The 22055-nt window shown below is 64.9% G+C and carries 21 protein-coding genes and 1 pseudogene; 7 read left to right on the top strand and 15 right to left on the bottom strand.

Annotation, left to right across the window (positions count from 1 at the left end; genetic code table 11):
* Window positions 1-74: 74 nt before the first annotated feature.
* On the top strand, window positions 75-1376 hold the full coding sequence (locus HU764_RS03480) for an MFS transporter (protein ID WP_099428458.1): 1302 nt from the start codon (window positions 75-77) through the stop codon (window positions 1374-1376).
* 165 nt (window positions 1377-1541) lie between these two features.
* On the opposite strand, the gene purT is transcribed toward HU764_RS03480, so the two are convergent.
* The 5 genes from purT to HU764_RS03455 all read right to left on the bottom strand — a co-directional run bounded on the left by purT (window position 1542) and on the right by HU764_RS03455 (window position 4704).
* A complete protein-coding gene (purT, locus tag HU764_RS03475) occupies window positions 1542-2723 on the bottom strand; it encodes a formate-dependent phosphoribosylglycinamide formyltransferase (RefSeq protein WP_027595716.1) in 1182 nt (393 codons plus the stop codon).
* 76 nt (window positions 2724-2799) lie between these two features.
* Window positions 2800-3267: a 7-cyano-7-deazaguanine/7-aminomethyl-7-deazaguanine transporter gene (locus tag HU764_RS03470; protein WP_027595715.1), complete on the bottom strand. Its 468-nt coding sequence runs from the start codon at window positions 3265-3267 to the stop codon at window positions 2800-2802.
* 62 nt (window positions 3268-3329) lie between these two features.
* Window positions 3330-3533 (bottom strand): DUF1289 domain-containing protein, encoded by a 204-nt coding sequence (locus HU764_RS03465; RefSeq protein WP_186676208.1) that lies wholly within the window; start codon window positions 3531-3533, stop codon window positions 3330-3332.
* On the bottom strand, window positions 3523-4047 hold the full coding sequence (locus HU764_RS03460) for a gamma carbonic anhydrase family protein (protein WP_085272711.1): 525 nt from the start codon (window positions 4045-4047) through the stop codon (window positions 3523-3525). Before HU764_RS03460 ends, HU764_RS03465 begins: the two co-directional genes overlap by 11 nt.
* Before the next feature lie 57 nt (window positions 4048-4104).
* Window positions 4105-4704: a CoA pyrophosphatase gene (locus HU764_RS03455; RefSeq protein WP_027595712.1), complete on the bottom strand. Its 600-nt coding sequence runs from the start codon at window positions 4702-4704 to the stop codon at window positions 4105-4107.
* Between the two features lie 125 nt (window positions 4705-4829).
* Here HU764_RS03455 and HU764_RS03450 point away from each other — a divergent pair, with 125 nt between their 5' ends.
* The 6 genes and pseudogenes from HU764_RS03450 (at window position 4830) to HU764_RS27920 (ending at window position 13383) form a co-directional block, all read left to right on the top strand.
* On the top strand, window positions 4830-5381 hold the full coding sequence (locus HU764_RS03450) for an NUDIX hydrolase (RefSeq protein ID WP_027595711.1): 552 nt from the start codon (window positions 4830-4832) through the stop codon (window positions 5379-5381).
* Window positions 5382-5399: 18 nt separating this feature from the next.
* A complete protein-coding gene (locus tag HU764_RS03445; RefSeq protein WP_027595710.1) occupies window positions 5400-5954 on the top strand; it encodes a L,D-transpeptidase family protein in 555 nt (184 codons plus the stop codon).
* Window positions 5955-6042: 88 nt separating this feature from the next.
* Window positions 6043-6438, top strand: a complete 396-nt coding sequence (locus HU764_RS03440; protein WP_186675827.1) for a hypothetical protein — start codon at window positions 6043-6045, stop codon at window positions 6436-6438.
* Between the two features lie 9 nt (window positions 6439-6447).
* The gene (locus HU764_RS03435; protein WP_186702937.1) at window positions 6448-6966 is read left to right on the top strand and encodes a GNAT family N-acetyltransferase; all 519 of its coding nucleotides are present in this window, start codon (window positions 6448-6450) and stop codon (window positions 6964-6966) included.
* A gap of 200 nt (window positions 6967-7166) precedes the next feature.
* A complete protein-coding gene (locus HU764_RS03430; protein ID WP_186702936.1) occupies window positions 7167-8834 on the top strand; it encodes a ShlB/FhaC/HecB family hemolysin secretion/activation protein in 1668 nt (555 codons plus the stop codon).
* A 29-nt stretch (window positions 8835-8863) separates the two neighbouring features.
* Window positions 8864-13383 (top strand): annotated as a pseudogene (locus tag HU764_RS27920) (hemagglutinin repeat-containing protein).
* 145 nt (window positions 13384-13528) lie between these two features.
* On the opposite strand, the gene gspN reads toward HU764_RS27920, so the two are convergent.
* The 10 genes from gspN to gspD all read right to left on the bottom strand — a co-directional run bounded on the left by gspN (window position 13529) and on the right by gspD (window position 22053).
* Window positions 13529-14188, bottom strand: coding sequence for a type II secretion system protein N (gspN, locus tag HU764_RS03420; protein ID WP_186702935.1), 660 nt, complete (start codon window positions 14186-14188; stop codon window positions 13529-13531).
* Window positions 14185-14571, bottom strand: coding sequence for a type II secretion system protein GspM (gene gspM, locus HU764_RS03415; protein ID WP_186702934.1), 387 nt, complete (start codon window positions 14569-14571; stop codon window positions 14185-14187). The genes gspN and gspM overlap by 4 nt, the downstream gene beginning before the upstream one ends.
* Window positions 14568-15653, bottom strand: coding sequence for a type II secretion system protein GspL (gene gspL / locus HU764_RS03410; protein ID WP_186702933.1), 1086 nt, complete (start codon window positions 15651-15653; stop codon window positions 14568-14570). The genes gspM and gspL overlap by 4 nt, the downstream gene beginning before the upstream one ends.
* Window positions 15650-16240 carry a PulJ/GspJ family protein gene (locus tag HU764_RS03405; RefSeq protein ID WP_186675806.1) on the bottom strand — a complete coding sequence of 197 codons (591 nt, stop codon included), beginning with the start codon at window positions 16238-16240 and terminating at the stop codon, window positions 15650-15652. The genes gspL and HU764_RS03405 overlap by 4 nt, the downstream gene beginning before the upstream one ends.
* Window positions 16237-16605: a type II secretion system protein GspI gene (locus HU764_RS03400; RefSeq protein ID WP_186675805.1), complete on the bottom strand. Its 369-nt coding sequence runs from the start codon at window positions 16603-16605 to the stop codon at window positions 16237-16239. Before HU764_RS03400 ends, HU764_RS03405 begins: the two co-directional genes overlap by 4 nt.
* Window positions 16602-17069 carry a type II secretion system minor pseudopilin GspH gene (gene gspH / locus HU764_RS03395; protein WP_338109059.1) on the bottom strand — a complete coding sequence of 156 codons (468 nt, stop codon included), beginning with the start codon at window positions 17067-17069 and terminating at the stop codon, window positions 16602-16604. The genes HU764_RS03400 and gspH overlap by 4 nt, the downstream gene beginning before the upstream one ends.
* A 102-nt stretch (window positions 17070-17171) precedes the next feature.
* Window positions 17172-17606, bottom strand: a complete 435-nt coding sequence (gene gspG / locus HU764_RS03390) for a type II secretion system major pseudopilin GspG (RefSeq protein WP_027595700.1) — start codon at window positions 17604-17606, stop codon at window positions 17172-17174.
* 17 nt (window positions 17607-17623) lie between these two features.
* Window positions 17624-18826, bottom strand: a complete 1203-nt coding sequence (gspF, locus tag HU764_RS03385) for a type II secretion system inner membrane protein GspF (RefSeq protein ID WP_186702932.1) — start codon at window positions 18824-18826, stop codon at window positions 17624-17626.
* Window positions 18827-18829: 3 nt separating this feature from the next.
* Window positions 18830-20278 carry a GspE/PulE family protein gene (locus HU764_RS03380; RefSeq protein WP_186676205.1) on the bottom strand — a complete coding sequence of 483 codons (1449 nt, stop codon included), beginning with the start codon at window positions 20276-20278 and terminating at the stop codon, window positions 18830-18832.
* The gene (gspD, locus tag HU764_RS03375) at window positions 20278-22053 is read right to left on the bottom strand and encodes a type II secretion system secretin GspD (protein ID WP_186675788.1); all 1776 of its coding nucleotides are present in this window, start codon (window positions 22051-22053) and stop codon (window positions 20278-20280) included. The genes HU764_RS03380 and gspD overlap by 1 nt, the downstream gene beginning before the upstream one ends.
* Between the last annotated feature and the right edge of the window lie 2 nt (window positions 22054-22055).

Below are 22055 nucleotides of genomic sequence, written 5' to 3'. Positions count from 1 at the left end.
GCCTGCCCTTCGAAGGTACGCGCCCTGGCGGATCAAGCCCTTGGAGCACGACCAGACTGTTAGGGACCTACTTAATGACCACGAGCAGCACCTATGCCGAAGCGCCTGCCGCGCCGGTCAACTCCCCCGCACGGGTGGCCACTGCCAGCTTCATCGGCACGGCCATCGAGTTCTACGACTTCTATGTTTACGCCACGGCCGCCGCGCTAGTGATCGGCCCGGTGTTCTTCCCGTCCGGGTCGGGCACCGCGCAGATGCTCGCGGCCTTCCTCACCTTCGGCATCGCCTTCCTCGCTCGCCCGCTGGGCTCGGCGCTGTTCGGCCATTTTGGCGACCGCATCGGCCGTAAATCGACCCTGGTGGCGTCGCTGCTGCTGATGGGTGTTTCCACCACCGCCATCGGCGTGCTGCCAGGCTACGACAGCATTGGCGTCTGGGCGCCGATCATTCTTTGCCTGCTGCGCTTCGGCCAAGGCCTGGGCCTGGGTGGCGAATGGGGCGGCGCAGCGCTGCTGGCCACCGAGAACGCGCCACCGGGCAAGCGCGCCTGGTTCGGCATGTTCCCGCAATTGGGGCCTTCGATCGGCTTCCTGGCTGCCAACGGCCTGTTCCTGACCCTGGCCCTGGTGCTGAGTGACGAGCAGTTCCGTGAATGGGGCTGGCGCATTCCGTTCCTGCTCAGCGCCGCACTGGTACTGGTGGGCCTTTATGTACGCCTCAAGCTCGAAGAGAGCCCGGTGTTTGCCAAGGCCATTGCCCGCCATGAGCGCGTGAAGATGCCGGTGGTCGACCTGTTCTCCAAATACTGGGTACCGACCCTACTGGGCGCTGCGGCGATGGTGGTGTGCTATGCGCTGTTCTATATCTCGACGGTGTTCTCGCTCAGCTACGGCGTGAGTACCCTGGGCTACAGCCGTGAGACGTTCCTCGGCCTGCTGTGCTTCGCGGTGGTGTTCATGGCGCTGGCCACGCCCCTGTCGGCTTGGCTCAGCGACCGCTACGGGCGCAAACCGGTGCTGATCGTCGGCGGCCTGCTGGCCGTGGCATCGGGCTTTACCATGGAGCCGCTGCTGACCTCGGGGTCGACCACCGGCGTGGCGCTGTTCCTGGCCATCGAGCTGTTCCTGATGGGCGTGACCTTTGCGCCGATGGGGGCGTTGCTGCCCGAGCTGTTCCCTACCCATGTGCGCTACACCGGCGCGTCGGCCGCGTACAACCTGGGTGGCATCGTGGGGGCTTCGGCGGCGCCGTTCTTTGCTCAGAAACTGGTGAGCATGGGCGGGTTGAGCTGGGTGGGCGGGTATGTGTCGGTGGCGGCGGTGATCAGCTTGATTGCGGTGCTGTGCCTGAAAGAGACCCGACATACCGAACTGTAAGTGATCGGGGCTGCTTTGCAGCCCATTCGCGGGGCAAGCCCGCTCCCACAGAAATATCGCAATGCCTGAGGCCAACGATAATATCGCAATGCCTGAGGCCAACGATAATCCTGTGGGAGCTGGCTTGCCGGCGATGGGCCGCAAAGCGGCCCTAACGGTCCTGAATCAGAACTCGACCTTGACTGCCTGCGAAGCGCGAGTCGCCTTGGCTCGCGCCGCTTCGATCGACTCATCACGTGCCAGGCATACGCCCATGCGACGGGTACCGTTGATTTCCGGCTTGCCGAACAGGCGAATGGCCGTGTCCGGCTCGCTCAGCGCAGCGCCAAGGTTGGCGAAGCTGGTCTGTTGCGATTGGCCTTCTGGCAAGATCACCGCCGACGCCGATGGCCCAAACTGACGCACCACCGGAATCGGCAGGCCCAGAATGGCGCGTGCATGCAGGGCGAACTGCGACAGGTCCTGGGAGATCAACGTCACCAGGCCCGTGTCGTGCGGGCGCGGCGACACTTCGCTGAACCACACCTGGTCGCCTTTGACGAACAACTCCACGCCGAACAGGCCACGGCCGCCCAAGGCATCGGTGACTGCCTGAGCCACGCGCTGCGATTCTGCCAGGGCTTTCGGGCTCATGGCCTGGGGCTGCCACGATTCTTGATAATCGCCTTTCTCCTGGCGATGGCCGACAGGCTCCAGGAAGGTGGTGCCGCCGACGTGACGCACGGTCAGCAGGGTGATTTCGTAATCGAAATCGATGAAGCCTTCGATGATCACCCGGCCCTTGCCGGCGCGGCCGCCTTCCTGGGCGTAGTCCCAGGACTTCTGCAGGTCGGCATCGCTGCGCAGCAGGCTCTGGCCTTTGCCCGACGAGCTCATCACTGGCTTGACCACGCACGGGTAGCCGACATCGGCCACGGCCTTGGCATAGTCTTCGTAGGTGTCGGCGAAGTGGTACGGCGAGGTCGGCAGGTCCAGCTCTTCGGCGGCCAGGCGACGGATGCCTTCGCGGTTCATGGTCAGCTGGGTGGCGCGGGCGGTGGGCACCACAGTGAAGCCTTCGTTTTCCAGCTCGACCAGGGTCGCGGTGGCAATGGCTTCGATTTCGGGGACGATGTAATGCGGCTTCTCGGCTTCGATCACTGCGCGCAGGGCGACGCCATCGAGCATGTTGACCACATGGCTGCGGTGCGCCACCTGCATGGCCGGTGCATTGGCGTAGCGGTCTACGGCAATCACTTCGACGCCCAGGCGCTGCAGCTCGATCACCACTTCCTTGCCCAGCTCACCGCAGCCGCAGAGCAGTACTCGGGTCGCGGTGGGCGACAATGGGGTTCCGATACGGGTCATTTCAGGTCCTCGAAGGCGTCCGGGGCTGCGCCAGGCTGAGCGCCGCCCGCTGAAAAAGGACCCGTATTCTACACCATCAACCGACCGCGGCAGCCCGCCGGGCGCGAAATGCCATGGCCAGCCACACGGCAGTGACACCGGCGAACTTGGAGGCCATTGCCGTGCCGATCACGGCCGGCGTCAGGGCGCCGATCATGCCGAAGAAAATGAAGGTATCGACCGGGATGCTCAGCGCCGAGCTCAGCCACAGGCGGTCGCGCAGCGGCCGACGGGTGATGCTGAACACCAGCCAGTCGATCAGCTCTGAGATGAAGAAGGCGGTGGCGCTGGCCAGCGCGATGGCCGGTTCCGAGGTGACATACGACAGAACAAGGGCCACCAGCATGGCGACCAAGGCGCCATGCCCGAAACGGGTCTGGACCATGTCGCGCAGGATGAACACCAGGCCGCCCCAGGCAGACCAGATGATGTCCAGGTGCGGGGCACTGGAAAAGGCGTAGTTGATCAGCACTACGCTGCTGATATAGGCGATGAGATAGAACATGAGCAGTAACCGTCAGACAAGCCGCACAGGTTACTTGATTTTGGGGTCAGCGGCAGCCGCGCCTACAAAATCATCCCGGCAGCCACTGCCCGCTCATGGCAAAGCTTCAGCACGGCGCGGCGCTCAGTGTTATCCATGCGCCCCCAGCGCCCGATCTCGGCCACCGTACGTTGGCACCCCGTGCAGATGTCCTGCTCGTCCAGCGCGCAGATGCTCACACACGGCGACGCCACCGGGCGCTCTGCCTTGACCGCTTCACTCATCATCCACCACCAAGTCACGGGCATAGCGCTGGGCGTTGTGCACATAGTGCGCGGCGCCGGCCTCGATCAAGCGCATCTGCTGCTCGCTGAGCTCGCGCACCACCTTGCCCGGCGACCCCATCACCAGCGACCCGTCGGGAATTTCCTTGCCCTCGGGGATAAGCGCATTGGCGCCGATGATGCAGTGTTTACCAATCCGCGCCCCATTGAGGATCACCGCGTTGATGCCGATCAGGCTGTAGTCGCCAACCGTGCAACCATGCAGCATGGCGTTATGCCCCACCGTCACCCCCTTGCCCAGGGTCAACGGAGAGCCCATGTCGGTGTGCATCACCGTGCCGTCCTGGACATTGCTGTCTTCGCCGATGTCGATCAGCTCATTGTCACCCCGCAATACAGCGCCAAACCAGACACTGGCACGGGCCTGCAGGCGCACGTTGCCGATCACGGTGGCGTTGGGCGCGATCCAACTGGTTGGATGGCTGTCGACCCGCAGGTCGCCCAGGCGATATTTCATGCTCGCTCCTCAGGATAAACGGCGGCGGTTTGCGGCAAACGGCAGGGTGGGCCCCGCTCAGATCTCGATGTAACGTTCCGGGGGTTGATGCAAGCTGATACCCGCGTCATACAGCAGGTTGACCAGCTCGACGATCATGATCGCCGACAACCCCCAGATCTTGTATTCGCCGTAACGGTAGCTGGGCACATACCAACTGCGGCCCTGGTAATCGATACGGTGGGTGTGGTCCCGCGGGTCCTGGCGGAAGAACTCCAGCGGCACGGTGAATACTGCCGCGATCTCCGCATCATTGGCGCGGTATTCGACGTAATCGGGGATAAGCCCGACGAATGGCGTCACTTTCAGGCCATGCAGCGAGATCAGCGGGCTCAGCGGACCGATCACTTCCACCAGCCCAGGGGGCAGGCCGATTTCTTCTTCGGCCTCGCGCAGAGCGGTAAACACCAGGTCCGGGTCTTCGGGGTCGCGGCGGCCACCGGGGAAGGCGACTTCGCCACCATGGGTCGACAGCCCCTTGGCGCGCAGGGTCAAAACCAGTTCGGGCGCTTCGCTGCGGGTAATGGGCAAGAGTACCGCCGCTTCGGGAAACCGTCGGTCAGTTTCCAGTGATGCAGGTTCATGGTTGCTCATTCGGCGAAGAAGCTCGTCCAGCATTGCGCACTCTCGTATCCAAGGCCTGTCTTGCATGATGCACCAAAGCCGCGAAGCACCCAAGCCCCGTGCGCTTGCGGCGGCCCCGTCGGCGCGCCAAGATAGCCCAGTCAAAAGGGAAGAACAGCATGAAATTCTGCAGCGCATGCGGCCAACCGGTCGTTCAGCGGATCCCCGAGGGCGACAGCCGCCTGCGGTACGTCTGCGAGTATTGCCAGACCGTTCACTACCAGAACCCCAACATCGTCGCGGGTGTGCTGCCCACCTGGGGTAGCCAGGTGCTGCTGTGCCGGCGCGCCATCGAGCCACGCCGCGGCTACTGGACCCTGCCCGCCGGGTTCATGGAAAACGGCGAAACCCTCGACCAGGCCGCCCGTCGCGAAACCGTCGAGGAGGCCTGCGCCCAGGTAGGGCCCATGGCCCTGTACCAGTTGTTCGACCTGCCGCACATCAACCAGGTACACGTGTTCTTCCGCGCGGAACTGGCCGACCTAAGCTTTGATGTGGGCATCGAGAGCCTGGAGGTGCGATTGTTCGAACAACATGAGATACCGTGGGACGAGCTGGCTTTCCGCACCGTCACACGCACACTAGAATGCTACTATCGCGACCGCATCGGGCAGCACTACCCCATAGGCCATGAGTACCTGCCGCCGATGAACGTCTCGCCCACTACTTAAGCCTGCAGGTGCTGCTTCATGCGCTGGTTGTTTGCCCTTTTCTGCCTTTGCGTTACCTCGGTGTCCCAGGCTGCCTTCACCGAGACCATCATTCGCAAGCCGCAGCCACCGGTGCCTGCGCAGTCGCAATCGCAGGCCGCCATGCAGCCGCTCATCGACAAGGTGCTGGTGATCAAGTCCGAGCGCCGCCTGCAACTGATCAGCCGTGGTGAGCCGCTGAAGACCTACCGCATTTCCCTGGGCAAGCAGCCCAAGGGCGCCAAGGAACGCGAAGGCGACAAGAAGACCCCCGAGGGCCTCTACTGGTTGGACTGGCGCAAACAGAGCGACCGTTTCAACCTGGCCATGCATATCAACTACCCGAACATCAGCGACGCCGCCCGCGCCACCCGCGAAGGCGTAAGCGCCGGCAGCATGATCATGATCCATGGCACGCCGATCAACGACGAATACCCGGAGTGGTACTTCCATACCCTGGACTGGACGGACGGTTGCATTGCCATGCGTAACCGCGACATGCAGGAAGTCTGGGAACTGGTCAAGGACGGGACATTGATCGAGATCCGCCCCTGACAGGGCGCTTGTAGCGACTTGTAATCAATGCTTGGAACTCGGTGTCAAGCTGTATGTGCTACGATCGGCATACCCAGAGGGACTCACTGTGAACAAGCAATTGCAATCAAAAGCACGCCTCCCAATTGCCGGCAGGAAAGGCGTCATCGCCTTGCACAGCAAGAGTGGCATGGTCACGGCTTATCGCAATGCGGGTGCAGTAGTTGAGGAGCATGCGACAAAAAGCCTGAGCGTCCGCGTATTGAGCTCAGGCACTTCGCGCGGGCGTACCAGCCGTGCACCACACTTGTCCGACATGGAAAAAGAACTGGCCGAACTCAAAAAGGTGGTTGCTGCCCTGGCTGTTCGCTCTGTAATCGAAGATGAGGTTTTGAACTTCGATCAGGAAGGCATGACTGTTCTGGACGCCGACATCGCTGATCAGTTGCTCGATAACCCTCCAGAGCCCAATGAAGCGCTTCGAAACTTACTTGCCTTGCGCTAAGGCCTTGCGATGGAATTCATCACCGTAGCGTTTGATAAGACGATTGATCGAACTTCGTTCGACTGCTCTACCCACCCCGCTCTGAATACCTACATAGCCCAGCAAGCCGGCCAGGACGAAAAGCGCAATGTCTCGCGCACCTTCATGTACCTGGAGGACGGAATGCTGCTTGGCTACTACACCCTTGCGAATACTTCAGTAGCGCTCGATGAGCTGAGCGAAGAACAGGCGAGAAAGATGCCTCGGTACCCCATGCCGGCAGCCATGCTGAGTCGCCTGGCTGTTGATCAGCGCATGCAGCGAAAGGGGCTTGGACAGCGGCTGATGGCCGACTTTTTCCGTCGTATCTACACGGTTTCAATGCACTCGGGGGTGGCCTTCATCGTTGTGGACGCAAAAGATGAGCAGGCAGCCAAGTACTATCAGGAGCTGATGCTCATCCCCTCGAAACACAACCCACTCCGCCTGCTGCTGTCGACTGCGACAATCATTCAAGGCCTGCGACCCCAAGAGCAGCTTAAAAACTAACGCTCGCTGCACGGGACTGGCTCAATGGCTGCACTTCCATGCTTCCTACATACCCCTCATCGTGTAGGAGCTTTCGCACCTTCGACCGCGAACCCACCTGACATCCGCTTAGGCGGCGTACTGCATCCAAGCGAATCACTTAATTCTTAGCATCCACGCAGACGAATACGAAATCCGTACGTCATCTGCGGGGTGCTTCAATGCCGTACCGAATACGCATCATTGCCAGCAGCCTGCTTGCCTGCTGGCTGGCCAGCCCCCTGGCCTGGGCCGCCGACCTGGCCAGCCAGCAGTTGCGCGACCAGCAGCAAACGTTACGCCAGCTGGAACAGCAACAACGGCTCGAACGCTGGCAGCGTGCCCCCGCCTCGCCAGGCGATGACGAAAAACAGGCCATACAGGCGGTCGACAGCCACTGCTGGGCGGTGACCGGTGTTCGTCTGGCAGGCCATCGGCAGGTGCCGGGCACGGCACTGGAAGCGACCGTGCTGCCCTTCATGCAGCCTTGCATGGGCATCGTCGACATCAACCTGCTGCTCAAGGCCATCACCCAGCGCTACGTGCAGGCGGGCTACCCCACCAGCCGCCCTTACCTGAGCCAGCCGCCCGAGGATGGGGCGCCACTGGACATCCTCATCAGCGAAGGCTTCGTCGAGTCGATCGAACTTGGGACCGACCTGCCGCTTTCCTTGCGTGGCGCTTTTCCTGACGTGCTGGGGCAGCCGCTGTACCTGCCAGCGCTGGAGCAAGGGCTCGACCAACTCAACCGCCTGCGTGCCTATGAACTGAGTGTCGACTTGCTGCCCGGCGCCCTACAGGGCGGCACCCGAATAGTGGTTCAGCCCCACAAGACCGCCTCGCGCTGGCACCTGGACAGCCGCCTGGACAACCGGGGCAGCGAACTGACCGGCCGCCATCGCCTGAACCTCGGCATTGGCCTGGACAGCCCGCTTGGCCTGAACGACGACCTGCGCCTGTCGTTGGCCAGGACCGTCATCGATGCGCCGGGGCGAAGCAACGGTGTCACGGCGTACTACAGCATTCCTTACGGCCCGTGGACCTTCGCCGCCAGCGTCAGCCAATTGAGCTACCGCGCGCCCATCCCCCAGGGGCGCCAGACGAGCAGTGGCAACAGCCGCTTTCTAGGGCTCAGCGCCGAGCGGGTGCTATGGCGCAACCAGCAGGGCATGCTCAGCGCCAGCGCCCGGCTGGACCGCAAGCAGCTCACCAACCGCACCGGCGGCAAGGCCGTGAGCCTGCAGAGCCCCACACTGACCACGGTGGAAGCGGGCATCAACCTGCTGTGGCTCGAAGGCGGCCTGTGGCACGGCTACCTCGGGTTCGCCCAAGGGGTGGGCTGGTTTGGCGCGGACGCTTCAGCCCCCAGTGCGCTGGGCCCGCGCCCAGACTTTCACAAGTACCGCGGCACGCTGCTGCACCTGCGCCAAGGCCCGGCGCAGCGGCCCTGGCGCTGGCAGAGCGAACTGGGCCTGCAGTACAGCCGCGACCGGCTGCCGGCCGTCGAACAACTGCTGGCCAGCGATGATTCGGCTGTGCGCGGGTTTCGCCTGCGCACTTACTCCGGCGCCAGCAGTGCCGTCTGGCGTAACACCTTCAGTTATCCGCTGACGCCGGCCTGGGCCGGACCGCTGCAGCTGCGGCCCTATGCCGGCCTCGATCAGGGCTGGACCCGGCTGGCTCGCGACAGCCCCGTTCAACGCCTGGCAGGCGCGGCAGCCGGCATCGAATTGAGCTTGCCCGACAGCCGCGTGCGCCTCGACTACCAGCGCGCCTTGTACACCAGTGACCTGCCCCGCGCGCTTCTGGAGCCGGGCTTCTGGGTGCTGGAGTGGAACCTGAGCATCTGATTCACCCCACAAAAAAAGAGAACGAGACCATGCAAACGCGCTCGCAGTTGACGTCTACCCGCCCGGATACCTTGCGTTGGGCCATCTTCCTCGCCCTGCTCGGCTCCAGCAGCGTGCTGGCCCAGGGCGGCCTTGAAGCCGCTACCGGCCCAGGTGGCACCCCGGTCATCAACAATGGCCATGGTGTGCCAGTGATCGACATTGTCGCCCCCAACGCCGGCGGCCTGTCACACAACCAGTACCTCGACTACAACGTCGGCAACCCCGGCGTGGTGCTGAACAACGCCACCCAGGCCGGCCAATCGCAACTGGCCGGTGCCCTGGCCGCCAACCCGCAGTTCCAAGGCCAGGCGGCTTCGACCATTCTCAATGAAGTGATCAGCCGCAACGCCTCGCTGATCGAGGGGCCGCAGGAAATCTTCGGCCGCCCCGCCGATTACATCCTGGCCAACCCCAATGGCATCACCCTCAACGGGGGCAGCTTCATCAACACCACGCGCGCGGGCTTCGTGGTCGGCACCCCAGAATTCGAAGACCAGCAACTCAAGTACCTCGACACCCTCAATGCCAGCGGCGCCCTGCAGGTACTGCCCGGTGGCCAAAGCAACAGCACCGGCGCGCTTGACCTGATCGCGCCGCAGGTAGACAGCAAAGGGCTGCTCATGGCCGGCGGTGAACTGAACGTCACGGTAGGCCGCAACCGCATCGACCAGGCCAGCGGCCAGGTGGTCGAGCACTTGCCCGGCACAGCGGCCAGTATCGATGCCAGCCTGTTCGGGGCCATGCGCGCCGGGCGCATCCGCGTGGTGAGCACCGCCGAAGGCGCGGGCGTGCGCATGGGGCCCGTTCAGGCGCATGCCACCGACGGTATCGACATCCAGTCAGCCGGTGGCCTGCACATCAGCGGCAAGGCCGACACCCGCGCCGAACTTCACAGCGAACGGGGCGCCCTTGCCCTCAGCGCCGCCGACGACCTGACCCTGCGCGCCGTCGATGGCCAGGCACAACAGGTGGTGGTCACGGCCGGCCAGAAGCTCACCCTGGACGCCGACAGCCTGGAAAACACCCAGCACGATCGCGAAAACTGGAACAAGAAGTTCCTCTTCATCACCCGCGAAACCTACGACCGCGAGCGCACCACCCGCGACCGTCAACAGCAGGGCACGCAGTTGCGCGGCCATGACAACGTTCGGCTGCAATCGGGTGCCGATATGCGCCTGTTGGCCGCCGACGTAAGTACAGGGGGTGAGTTGAACGTCAACAGTGCCGGCAACCTGGACATCGTGGCGGGCATCGACAGCAAACACATCACCGAACAGGTGCGCCACCGCAAGGACCTGTGGCGCGGCGACAGCGATACCGAGCAAACCCGTGAAACAGCCCGGGGCAGCACGTTGAATGCCGGGCGCCTGACACTTACAGCAGCCGACGCCCTCAAGGTTGAAGGCAGCACGCTGCATGCGAACAACGACATGCAATTCAAAGCCCGGCACATCGAGGTCGGGACCACGGCCTTGCAGGAAAGCGGCACCCAACGCAATTACCGCGGCGACCTGGTCTCTGGCACCTTCTTTGGCGACCGCAAAGGCAATGACAGCCAAGCGCAGGTCGTGGCTGGCAGCAGTGTGACGACGGACGGCAAGCTGAACATGACGGCCGACCAGGTCACCATCAAAGGCAGCAAGGTGCATGGCAAGGAAGACTCGGTGCTCTACAGCGAAAACGGCCTGCTGGCGATCGAAGCCGACCGCGGCAGCAGCACCTCGACCGATCACCAGAGCGACAGCAAACTGTTCGGCCTGATCGGCAGCGACCGCAAGCACACCACACGCAAGGACCAGGTACTGGTCAGCGACGTCTCGTCCAGCAGCAACCTGCGCCTGGCCAGCGCCGACGAACTGCGTATCCACGGGGCAAAGGTCGAAGCAGGCAAACACTTGCAGGTAGAAGCCAAAGGCGATCTGGTGATCGACAGCGCGCAGTCGCGCAACGAAACCGACACCCGGCACCAGCAGCGTGGCCTCAGCGTCGGCGCCAAGCAGACTGAAGAGGCGCAGGATGGCAAACCGGACTCGCGCCAGTACGAGGCCAGCCTGGGCTATCAGGTCGCTACCACGACCGGTACGACACAGGAAACATCACAAGTCTCCAGCGAACTCAAGGGCGCCTCGGTAGGCCTGCAAAGCGATGCCCATTTGCAGGTCAATGGTTCCAAAGTCCAGGCCAGCGCAGGTGACCTGAACGTGACCGCCAAGCACATCGCCCTGGGTGCAACCCGCAATGAGCGCGAGTCCATCAGCAAAAACAGCCAGAGCGGAGGCAGCGTTAAAGTGACGGGGGGTATCGACCGTTTGGGCAGCGCCTTCGCAGGCCATCACAACACCCAGACTCAGCTCGAACGTGACAGCACGGTACAAGGCAGCGAATTGAAGGCCAGCGCCGGGGTGAAGCTGGAGGCCGAGCATTTGCTCACCGAAGCCGCACGCGTCGATGCCGGCCAGCAACTGAAGGTCACCGCCAAGCACATCGAGAACCGTGCCGTGCAGGACACCCATGAGCGTGAAAGCGTCACAGACAATTGGGCCGGCAGCCTCGGTGCCAGCGTGGAATACCGTGACCTCACCCGCCCCATCGAACGCCTGGTACTCGGTGAGGAGGCCGCGCGCTTTCAGCAAGCCTCGCCCGAAGACGCGATGGCGGCCCCGAGCGTCGGCGCCGACATGACCATCTCAAACGCCTGGAGAACCAGCGCCGCAGCTTGGCCCAGGTGAGTGAGCTGACCGGTGCAACGGTCGAGGTCAAGGCCGGTGTCATTGATGACCAGGGCACCGCGTGGAACGCCAACGCCGGGAAATTGCTGATCGACGCCTCGCAGCACACCCTGCGGGCAGCCGAGAACACGCAGGTAGATACCGTGCAGCGCATGGCCTATGGCGGCGATGCCCGCGTGGACACCAGCAGCGGCAACGACCTCAATGTTCGCGCCGCCGGCAAGGGCGGCTCGCTGGGCAAACAGGACACCGCCAGTACCGCCGTGGCCGGAAGCCTCTATGGGCAACAGGGCATCCAGGTACAGCTGGGCAGCGATGGCCTGTACGAAGGCACGCGCATCGACGGTGGCGAAGGCAACGTGGCCATGCGCAGTGGGGGCTCTTTGACGTTGTCCCAAGCCAATGACCGTAATACCCAAGCAGCAGGCCAGCTTGACGGCAACGCCTGGGCCAAGGTCGGCAATCGCCCCGGCAGCACTGGCGTCGACGCCCGCGGCTACCTTGATCACCGCCAGCAAGACAGCGCGCAGACCAAGGCCCAGGTTGCGCAGATCGATGCCAAGGGCGATGTTCACCTGAGCAGTGATGGCGACCTGAAGCTGGAGGGGACGCGTATCGGCAGCCGTGACGCCAAGGTCGGGGATACCCTGCTGGAAAGTGGTGGCCGCTTGCAGGTCACCGCAGGCAGCGATACCCAACAGGCCAAGGGCGGCAACCTGGGCGGCGGCCTGGAGCTTGCGGTCAAGACCGGCGCAACGAAAGGGGGCGGCATCGGCGGGCACTTCAACCACGGCAAGCAGAACGAGGATGCCAGCCAGGCTGTCGATGCCCGCTTCGACAGCGCCGGCACACTGACGCTGAGCAGCCGTGCCCGCGAGGACATCGCCTTGCACTTGCAAGGGCTGCACGCCTCAGCCGAACAGATCGTGCTCAACGCCGCCGGGGGCGGCATGCGGGTGGAAGCATCCAGCAACCGGGAGCAACGCGACAACCTCGACATCACCGCGGGGGCCGGTTTCAACATGGCCAAGGGGGATACCGATACCCGTGGTCTGCATGGCCGCGCACAGGTCGCCCTGGACAAACGTGACAACCAGACCTGGAACGCCAGCCAGCTGCGCGCTGAGGGTATCCAGTTGCACAGCCGTGGCGACACACGCATCGAAGGTGCCAGCCTGGAGGCAGGGCGTATAACCGGTGAGGTCGGCGGCGATCTGCGCATTGCCAGCCGCAAGGACAGCGTCGATAGCCTGACCGTGAAAGCTGACGCACGCCTGAGCCAGGAAAAGAACCCGCAAGGCTACACCAACGCCGCCACCGCGCTGGCAGGGCCGCTGGGTAGCAAGGTCGGCGAAAAGGCCGGCCCAGCCTTGAGCAAGGCCGAACCTGGTTTTTCACCGACCTTGCGCCTGGACCTGTCCCATCAACAGCGCGACACCGTGGCCAAGCAGACCACGCTCAAGGGCAGCGAAGGCATCGCGCTGAAGGTTGCGGGCGACGCTCACTTGGTCGGCGCGCGGTTGCAGTCGGCCAAGGGTGATGTCGAGCTGAGCGCCAATGCGATTACCCAAGAGACCCTGAGTGGCAGCGACTACCGCCGCGATGTGTCGATTGACGTGTCCAACTCGCCGGTGGACCTGGGCACAGCAGTGGCTGAGTTCACCAAGGGCAAGGGCGCGGCTGACGGCGAGAATGCGCTTGATCTTGGGGTATTGCGTACCAGCGGGCATAACCGCAGCGAGCAATGGGTGTCGAGTACCCAGGGCAAGGCGGACTGACCCCTCGTCTAACGCGCCCCGGTAGGAGCAGCCTTGTGCTGCGAAGAGGCCAGTGGCAGCAGCCAAGATTTAGTGTGTTGTCACCGGCCTCTTCGCAGCACAAGGCTGCTCCTACAGGGGGGCGCTTGGCCGAAGACTCGGGGGATTACCAACGGACCCGCCGCTGCCCTGCCGTTGCCTCTGGCCCCAGCCACTGCGCGCCGCGCAGCAGTGGGGTCAGGGCAGCATCGGGTTGCAGCGCGATGGCGATCTGGGCCTGTCGCCCCCGCACATCGGCATCCACGTCGAGCTGATGCTGCCCTGCCTGCAGCAACTGCCCTAACAGGTGCCAACCCCTGCGGCACTGTACCTCGAGCCAGCCCTGCCCCAACCCCAGCGACCAGGGCTCACTCAGCGCCAAGTCCGTAACCGTGAGGCGCCCATCGCTGGCCAGGCATTGCCGCCACGCACCCTGTACACGCACCGAACCCTGCCACTGCCCGGCCAGGCGATACGCCGCCGGTACCGTCACCTGTGCCGCTGCCGGGCGCACTTCCCCCTCCCAGCGCCAGGGCCAACCGCGGACCTGCACGTGCCACGCCTGCCCCTGAAACCCCAGCGCGCCCTGCCCTTGCAAACGCCAAGGCTGTAAGGTCCATTGCAACGGCCCGAACGGGCCGATCTGCCGCGCCTGCCCCTGCCACAGGCTGCCGCTCACACCCGCGGCCGTTACCCCGAAGCCACGCACCAGCCAGCTGGCGGGCAACTGCACCAGTAAGGTCAGGCTGAACACCAGCAACAACCACGCCACTGCGCCCCGGCTCATGGCCGAAGTACCAGGTCGAAGCGCATGCCCTGGGTGTCTTGCTCCAGCCCCCACTGCAAGGGCTGCGCGCCTTCGGCCTGCAGCGCAAGTACCCAACCCAGCAAGGCCTGCTCATCGCCCACCTGACCGCGCAGGTGCCAGGCCTCGCCCTGCGTGACCATCTCCAGTAATTCGATCTGCCGCGCCTGCGCCGACTGGCGCAGACGCTCCAGGTTCAGCGTCGCACCGCCCTGCAAACCTACTGCCATTTGCGCCAGCGCCTGCCATTGGCTCAGCGCGCGCCATTGCGCCACGCCTTCACGTAGCAGCAGCACGCTCGACAGCAGCGCGATGAGGCACACGGCCAGCGGCAAACGGTGACGCTGCATCCACGCCGTGCTCATGCCGCCACCTCCAAGTCGAACACCACGGTTGGCGACGACTCGCCGCCACTCACCTGCACCTGAGCGCCCACCGCACTGGCCATCTCGCGCCAAGGAGGTGTGGCGCCCTCGCCCTCCAGCCGCACATGCCAGCGCTGGCCATCAAAGCGCACCGCTTGCAGGCGCCAGCCGGGATGCTCACTCAGCCAGGCGTGCAAGCGCCCTTGTAGATCGTCGAGCTGACGCAGGCGCACTTGCTGCTGCAAGCCGGCCTCACGCAGGCGCTTGAGCGCCTGAGCAGCCTGCCTGGGGCCCGCCTGCTCACCCGTCACGGCAATCACCTGGGCTTGCCAGAGCTGGGCCTGGCGCCATTGCTGGGCCGCCCACACGCCGCCCCAGGTGCACGCCAACAGCAGGCAGGCAGCCATGAGCTGGCACTGCTGCCGCGTCGGCCCCGCCAACGTGCGACGCCGCCGCTGCTCGAACAGGCCAGGCAAGCTGTCCAGCGCTGCCAATGCTGTAGGCCACTGGCCTTCCAGAGGTAGCCTGCGTAATTGCGGCCAGGGTTCGACCAGCACCTCGCCCATGGCTTCAGGCCAGGCCAGCCAATGCTCGCCAGCGTCTTCGCTCAGCCCCTTAAGCAGGCTGACCCCGTCTTGCTTGCGCCACCACCAGGCGACCCCCGCCTCGGGTGCCGGCAGCAACTGGAATTCGGCCCAGCAGCGCTCGGCCGTCAGCCCCCAGTCGGCGCATTGCCCGCGCCAATCGTCCAGGCGCTCGCGCGCCACCACCAGTAACCGAACTTGCCCGGCCTCACGCCCCATATACCCGCACACCACCTCATCCGCGCTTTGCAGCAAGCGGTCTTCAAGCAGCAATGGCCATTCTTCACGCTTGAGCCCTGGCGGTGCGGGCAACTGGAAATGGCTGCAGTGCTCGGCCGGCACGATCAACGCCACCCGTGCCTGCAGGTTCGCCGGCGGTTCGCCCTGCCCCTGGCGTAGCGCGACACCGCCCTCGACCAGTAACCAGTCCCAAGGGCTGCCAGGACGCACCAACAGCCAAGCTCGAGCGGGTGAGCGTCGACGCCAGTCAAGGTTCATGAGCGCCCCCAGGGAAGGACGAAGGTGCAGGCATACGGTGCTCCATCACGTTGCAATTCCAGGCGCACGCCACGGCCGGGGTGCGCGGGTTGGTCGGAAGGCCAGGGCAGCCAGCGGCCACCCTGGTGGTAAAGGATGTTCATCGCGCTCACCCGCTCTAGCTGTTCACGCAGCACCCAGCGCGGCGCCGAGGCGGCATACAGGTCCGCCGAGGTTTCCAGCAGCAGGCGTTGCTCACGCGCCTCGAAGCGCAGACGCTGGCGCTGCAGACGCGACCCGCCTTCGGCTTCGGGCAGGCCTGTCGCCGCCACCCACAACAGTTGGCCGCTCGCCGCTTGCCAGTCGAACCAACGGCTGGGCAAGGGCAATCGCTGGTCATACACCCGGCGCAGGGCCGGGCTGTCGAAGCGCCGCTCCAGGGCCAGGCAGAAATCCAGCACCGACGCCTCCTGGTTGCTCACCTGCAACCGCTCACGCACCTTCAGCCAGCCACTGACCAACGCTGCCAGCATGACGCCGAGCAGCGCGGTGAGGGCCAGGGCCACCATCAGTTCGATCAAGGTCAGGCCTGCCTGCTGCCGCTTCATGGGCGCTCCAGAAACACACTGTATTGGCCAAGCGGCAGCCGCTGGTCGCGGTCGCCGAACAGCAGCAGTTCACCCCTGCGCAGGTCACGCACGCCGGTGCGGCGCAGTTTCAGTTGCCAATGGCACACCTGGCCACCCTGGCTCAGCTGCCCATCCACCTGATTGCGGGCCGGCCAGTACTGCTCGACGGTGAAACGGGCTTGCAGTTCGCGTGCGCAGAGCAGGCCAAGGCGGTGCTGTTGCAAGTTGTCCTGCACCGCCAAGCGCTGGCGCAGGACCTGGCTGGTGATGACCGCCAACACGGCGGCAATCGCCAGGGCCACGGTCACTTCCAGCAGGGTGAAACCACGCTGTTGGCGCTTCATGGCAGCGCCGCCGTCTGCAGGCGGCCGTCTCGGCTCCAGGCCCATTGCTGGCTGCCCTCGGCCCAGCGCCAGCGCACCGAACCCGGCTGCGCCCAACCTTGCGGGGTGAACAGCAGGCGCGGCTGCGGGCTGGCTGGCCAGTCGGGCTGCAAGCCCTTGGGCCACTCGCCCAGGCTGGCCGGTTCGACGACCCAGCCGTCGCGTTCACGCCGCACGAACTCCGGGCGCTGGCCGGTCCAGCGCAGCCCACGTAACTGGCCGGCATGCCGAGCTTCGGCGGCCTGCACGTGCACCTGTGCAGCCAGCCGCTGCAAGGCCTGATCGACGCTGGCCTTGCCGCTGTCGAGCGACGCCACGGCGAGCCCGGTCATCAGGCCGGCGATGGCCAGTACCACCAGCAGTTCGATCAGGCTGAAGCCTTGTTGATGGGCTTTTGGGGGCGCTTTGCGCCCCTTTCGCGACACAAGGCCGCTCCTACACGCACAGCGCCGGCCTGTAGGAGCGGCCTTGTGTCGCGAAAGGGCTGCAAAGCAGCCCCATGCGGCATTGGATTCATCGCACATCGGTTACAGCGCCCAGTTACCCAGGTCGGCATCCTGACCTTCGCCGCCCGGCACACCATCGGCGCCCAGCGAATAAACATCCACCCGGCCATGCTCACCGGGCATGCGGTACTGGTAAGGAGTACCCCACGGATCTTCCGGCAAGCGGCGCACATAACCATCGCTGCGCCACGAACGCGGCAGCGGCTCCTGCGCCGGTTTTTTCACCAGCGCAGCCAGGCCTTGTTCATTACTTGGGAACCGCAGGTTATCCAGCCGATACATGTCCAGTGCCTGTTCGAGGGTGGCAAGGTCGGCCATCACCTTCTGCCGCATGGCTTTGTCTTGGTTGCCCAGCACGCTGGGGGCGACCACGGCGATCAGCAGGCCGATGATGAAGATCACCACCATGATCTCCATGAGGGTGAAACCACGCTGACGGTTACGACGATGCTGCATGGAAATACTCCTTGTGTTCACAGTTGCAGGCCCTGGTTGAGTTGCATGATCGGCAGCAGCACCGCCAGCACGATGAACAGCACCACGGCGCCCATCACCAGGATCATCAGGGGTTCGAAAAGCGCCATGGCGGTGTCCACTTGGCGGGCGAAGCCGCGTTCTTGGTCGTCGGCAACGCGCTCGAGCATGTCAGCCAGTGTGCCGCTGGCCTCGCCGCTGCCGACCATGTTCACCAGCAACGGCGGAAACTGTTGGCAGGCATCCAGCGCACGGTGCAGGCTGGTGCCGCCCTGCACCTGCTGGCGCACCTGTTCCATGGCCTGGCGAATGCGCCGGTTGGCGACCGTCTCGGTGGCCACCTGCAACGCTTCGAGCAGGGCTACGCCACTGCCGCTGAGAATCGCCAGGCTGCGCGCCAGGCGTGCGCTTTCCAGCACCTGCAGCAGGCTGCCGATACGTGGCAGGCGCAACAGCCACGCGTCTCGGCGCAGGCACCAATGCGGCTTGCGCAGCAGCCAGTTGGCGAGCAGCGCCCCTGCCAGCGCCAACCCCAGTAGCCACGGCCCGGCGTGCACCAGCCCTTGGCTCAGGCTGATCAGCACGGCGGTAATCAACGGCAGGCTCTGCCCGGCGTGGGCGAACTGTTCGGTGAGCTTGGGCACTACGAACGTCATCAGGCCGACCACCACCGCCAGCGACACGCCCATCAGCACACACGGGTAGATCAAGGCAGTACGCGCTTTGTGCTGTTGCCGTTGCACCTGCTCCAGGTGATCGGCCAGGCGCGTGAGCACCTGGGCCAGCCGCCCAGAGCGCTCACCGGCCTCGACCAGCGCACAGTACAGGCCACTGAACGGCGCCCCCTGGCGGGCCAGGCTACGCGCCAGCCCCAGGCCTTCGGCGAGCGAGCCGCGCAAGGCCACCAGCACGCTGTGCAAGGCCGGCTGGCGCAATTGCCGTTCGAGTGTGGCCAAGGCATCGACCAAGGGTATGCCCGCGCCAGTCAACGTCGCCAACTGGCGGGTCAACTCGCACAACTGTGCACGGCTCAAGCGCTGGCGGCGGGGTTGCCGGGTACCTGCCTCCTGGCGTTGCAATTGGCGGGCGAACAGGCCCTGCTCACGCAACAGTTGCCGTGCATGGCGCTCGCTGTCGGCCTGCAGGCTGGCCTTGTGGGCTTTGCCGGCCAGGTCGACGGCTTGATAGCGATAAGTCGGCATGGCTCAGCCCTGCACCGCGCGCAGCACTTCGGCCAGGCTGGTTTCGCCCCGCGCCAGGCAATCACTGGCCATGGCCACCAGGCTGCGTCGACGATCGGCCAAGTAGTCCTGCATGGCTTGCTCACTGGCGCCGTCGTACAGCAGCGCGATCAGGCCGGCGTCCAGTTCGATGAATTCGTAGAGGCCCAGGCGCCCGACATAACCGCTGCCCTGGCACAGCTCACACCCCACTGCGTGGTAACTGCTGCCCAATGCACACAGCTCAGGCCACAGGTCACGCTCGGCCGCTTGTAGCGGCTGCGCCACCGCGCACTGGCACAGCCGCCGCACCAGGCGCTGCGCCAACACACCGCGCAGGCACGAGGCGATCAGGAACGGTTCGATGCCCATGTCGCGCAAACGGGTCACCGCGCCCACCGCACTGTTGGTGTGCAGGGTCGACAGCACCAAGTGGCCGGTGAGGCTGGCCTGCACGGCTATCTGCGCGGTTTCCTGGTCGCGGATCTCACCCAGCATGATCACATCCGGGTCCTGGCGCAGGATGGCCCGCAGGCCCGTGGCGAATGTCAGCCCGGCGCGGGGGTTAATCGCGGTCTGGCCGATGCCGGCGATGGCGTACTCCACCGGGTCTTCGACGGTGAGGATGTTGCGGCTGCCATCGTTGAGGCTGTTGAGGCTGGCGTACAGCGTGGTGGTCTTGCCCGAGCCGGTCGGGCCGGTGGACAGCACGATGCCATTGGGCCGCGCCAGGCAGCTGCGCAGGCCATCGAGCACCGCTGCCGGCATGCCCAGGTTGGCCAGCGCCAGCAGGCTGGCCTGCTTGTCGAGCACACGCATCACCACGCGCTCGCCGTGGATGCCGGGCAAGGTCGACACCCGCACATCGACCTCACGCCCCGCCGCACGCAAGGTGATGCGACCGTCCTGGGGCTGGCGTTTCTCGGCGATGTCCAGCCGCGCCATGACTTTGATCCGCGACACCAGCATCGCCGACAGCGCCCGCGGCGGGCGCAGCACCTCGCGCAGGTGGCCGTCGACCCGCAGGCGCACCACCAGGCTCTGCTCGAAGGTCTCGATATGAATGTCCGAGGCACGCAGTCGCAAGGCCTGGCCGAACAGGCCGTTGATCAGGCGGATGACCGGCGCCTCGTCATCGCTTTCGAGCAAGTCTTCGATGCGCGGCATCTCGCTCATCAGGCTGTCGAGGTCTACCTGGTCGCCAATGCCTTCGATCAGCGCTTCGGTGGCCGCATCGCCGCCCTGATAAAGCTGGCCCAACTGCTCGTCGAATGCCGCAGGCTCCAGGTAGGCCAGCGCGCTGGGCTGGCCATGCACGCGCAGCAGCTCCTGCAGCTGGCCGCTGTCGGCGTCGCGGCGCAGCCACAATTGCCAGCCGCTGTCGGTCGGGGTCATGGCCAGGCCGGTCTGGCGTGCCAGGCGATAGGGCAGCATCACCAGTCCCCCCCTTCCAGGCGCGCTCGGCTGGCGGGGAACACCTGCAGCAGTGGCGTACCACCTTCTGCGCCCGCAAGGTTTGGCAACTGGAGCGGGGTGGTCTGTTGCAAGGTGCGGTACTTGCTCTCGCTGAGCCCGGCCAGGCTCGGCCCGTCGCGCAGGATGCGCGGGCGGATGAAAACCATCAGGTTCTGCTTGGTGTTCTTGCTGGCGTCGGAGCGGAACAGCCGGCCCAGGTAAGGAATGTCCCCGAGCAGCGGCACCCGCTGGTTGCTTGTGCTCAGCTCGTCGCTGATCAGCCCGCCCAGAATCACCAGGCCGTTGTCTTCGACCATGACCTTGGTCTTGATCTCACGCTTGTTGGTGATCACATCGCTGGCGGCGCTGGAATCGGCAATCGACGAGACCTCCTGGACGATGTCCAGGCGCACGCTGTTGTCGACGTTGATCTGCGGCTTGATCCGCAGCTTGACCCCGACTTCCTTGCGCTCGATGGTTTGGTAAGGGTTGGCGTTGTTCTGTGTCACGGAGCCGGTGACGAAGGGCACTTCCTGACCGACCAGGATCGACGCCTCGGCATTGTCCAGGGTCAGCAGGGTCGGGGTGGAGAGCAGGTTGAAACCGCTCTTGCCCTTGAGCGCATTGACCAGCATGGCAAAGTTGAAACCGCCCCCAAAATGGCCGATGCCCGCCGTGGCACCCGTGGTGGCCGACAGCAGTTTGCCCAGTGCCTCATTGTCTTCGCTGGCCGCAGCCCCCGCAATGTTGGCGATGTTCACCCCATTGCTGCCAAAGTTGACGATACCGGCACCGAACTTCTCGTCAGCGAACAACCACTGCACGCCCAGCTCTTGCGCACTGCTGTCGGAGACCTCGGCGATGATCGCCTCGACCACCACTTGGGCGCGGCGGATATCCAGTTGCTCGACGATGGCGCGGTAGGCGGCCAGTTCGCTGTCGGGGCCGACCATGACCACGGCATTGGTGCCCTCTTCGTACTCCAGGCGGATGCCCGAACTACTGGCAGCGGCCGTCACCGGCGGCTCTTTGCTCTCCCCTTCGCCTGTGCTTTGCGCCGGTGCCATGCCTTCCTGGCTGAGCCCGCGCAATACCTTCACCACTTCACTGGCATTGGCGTGGCGCAGGTACATGACTTGGGTGCTGGCGCTGCCCACTGCTTCGCTGGGGCGGTCAAGCTGGCGCAGCAGGCTGGCGATGCGTTCGAGGTTGCTGCGCCAGTCGGTAACCACCAACTGGTGCGCGGCCGGGTACGGGGTGATCACCCCTACCCGTGGGTCGACCAGGGGTTTGAGGATGCCAACCACTTGCTCGGTGGCCGCGTTGCGTAAATCGAATACCCGCGTGGCCACGCTGTCGCTGCCCGCGCCCTGCTGCCCGGCAGGCTCCACCGGCACCGGTTCCAGGCGCGCCGCCTGGTCGGGGACGATCTTCACGCTGCCATTGGGCAGGTCGACGGTGGCGTAACCCTGGGCGCGCAGCTGCGCCAGGAAGATGTCATAGATGGCATCGGCGTCGTGCAGGTCGACGGTGCGCACGGTGACCTTGCCCTTCACCCGGGGGTCGACGATGAACGTGGTGCCGGTGATGCGCGACACGCTGTCGATGAACTCGCCCAGTTCGGTGTCGACGAAGTTCACTTCGTACATCGGCGTGCCGTTGTCATCGAACACCGGCTCCTCGGCGCTGGCCTGGGGTAAGGCCACGGCCAAGGCCAGGCTCAGCGCAGCCGCCACGCAGTATTTAACAGGCATCG

The sequence above is a fragment of the Pseudomonas kermanshahensis genome (assembly GCF_014269205.2).
Taxonomy (GTDB): Bacteria; Pseudomonadota; Gammaproteobacteria; order Pseudomonadales; family Pseudomonadaceae; genus Aquipseudomonas; species Aquipseudomonas kermanshahensis.
The sequence above is the reverse complement of the archived record's forward strand: the minus strand, read 5'-3'. Positions and strand labels throughout refer to the sequence as shown.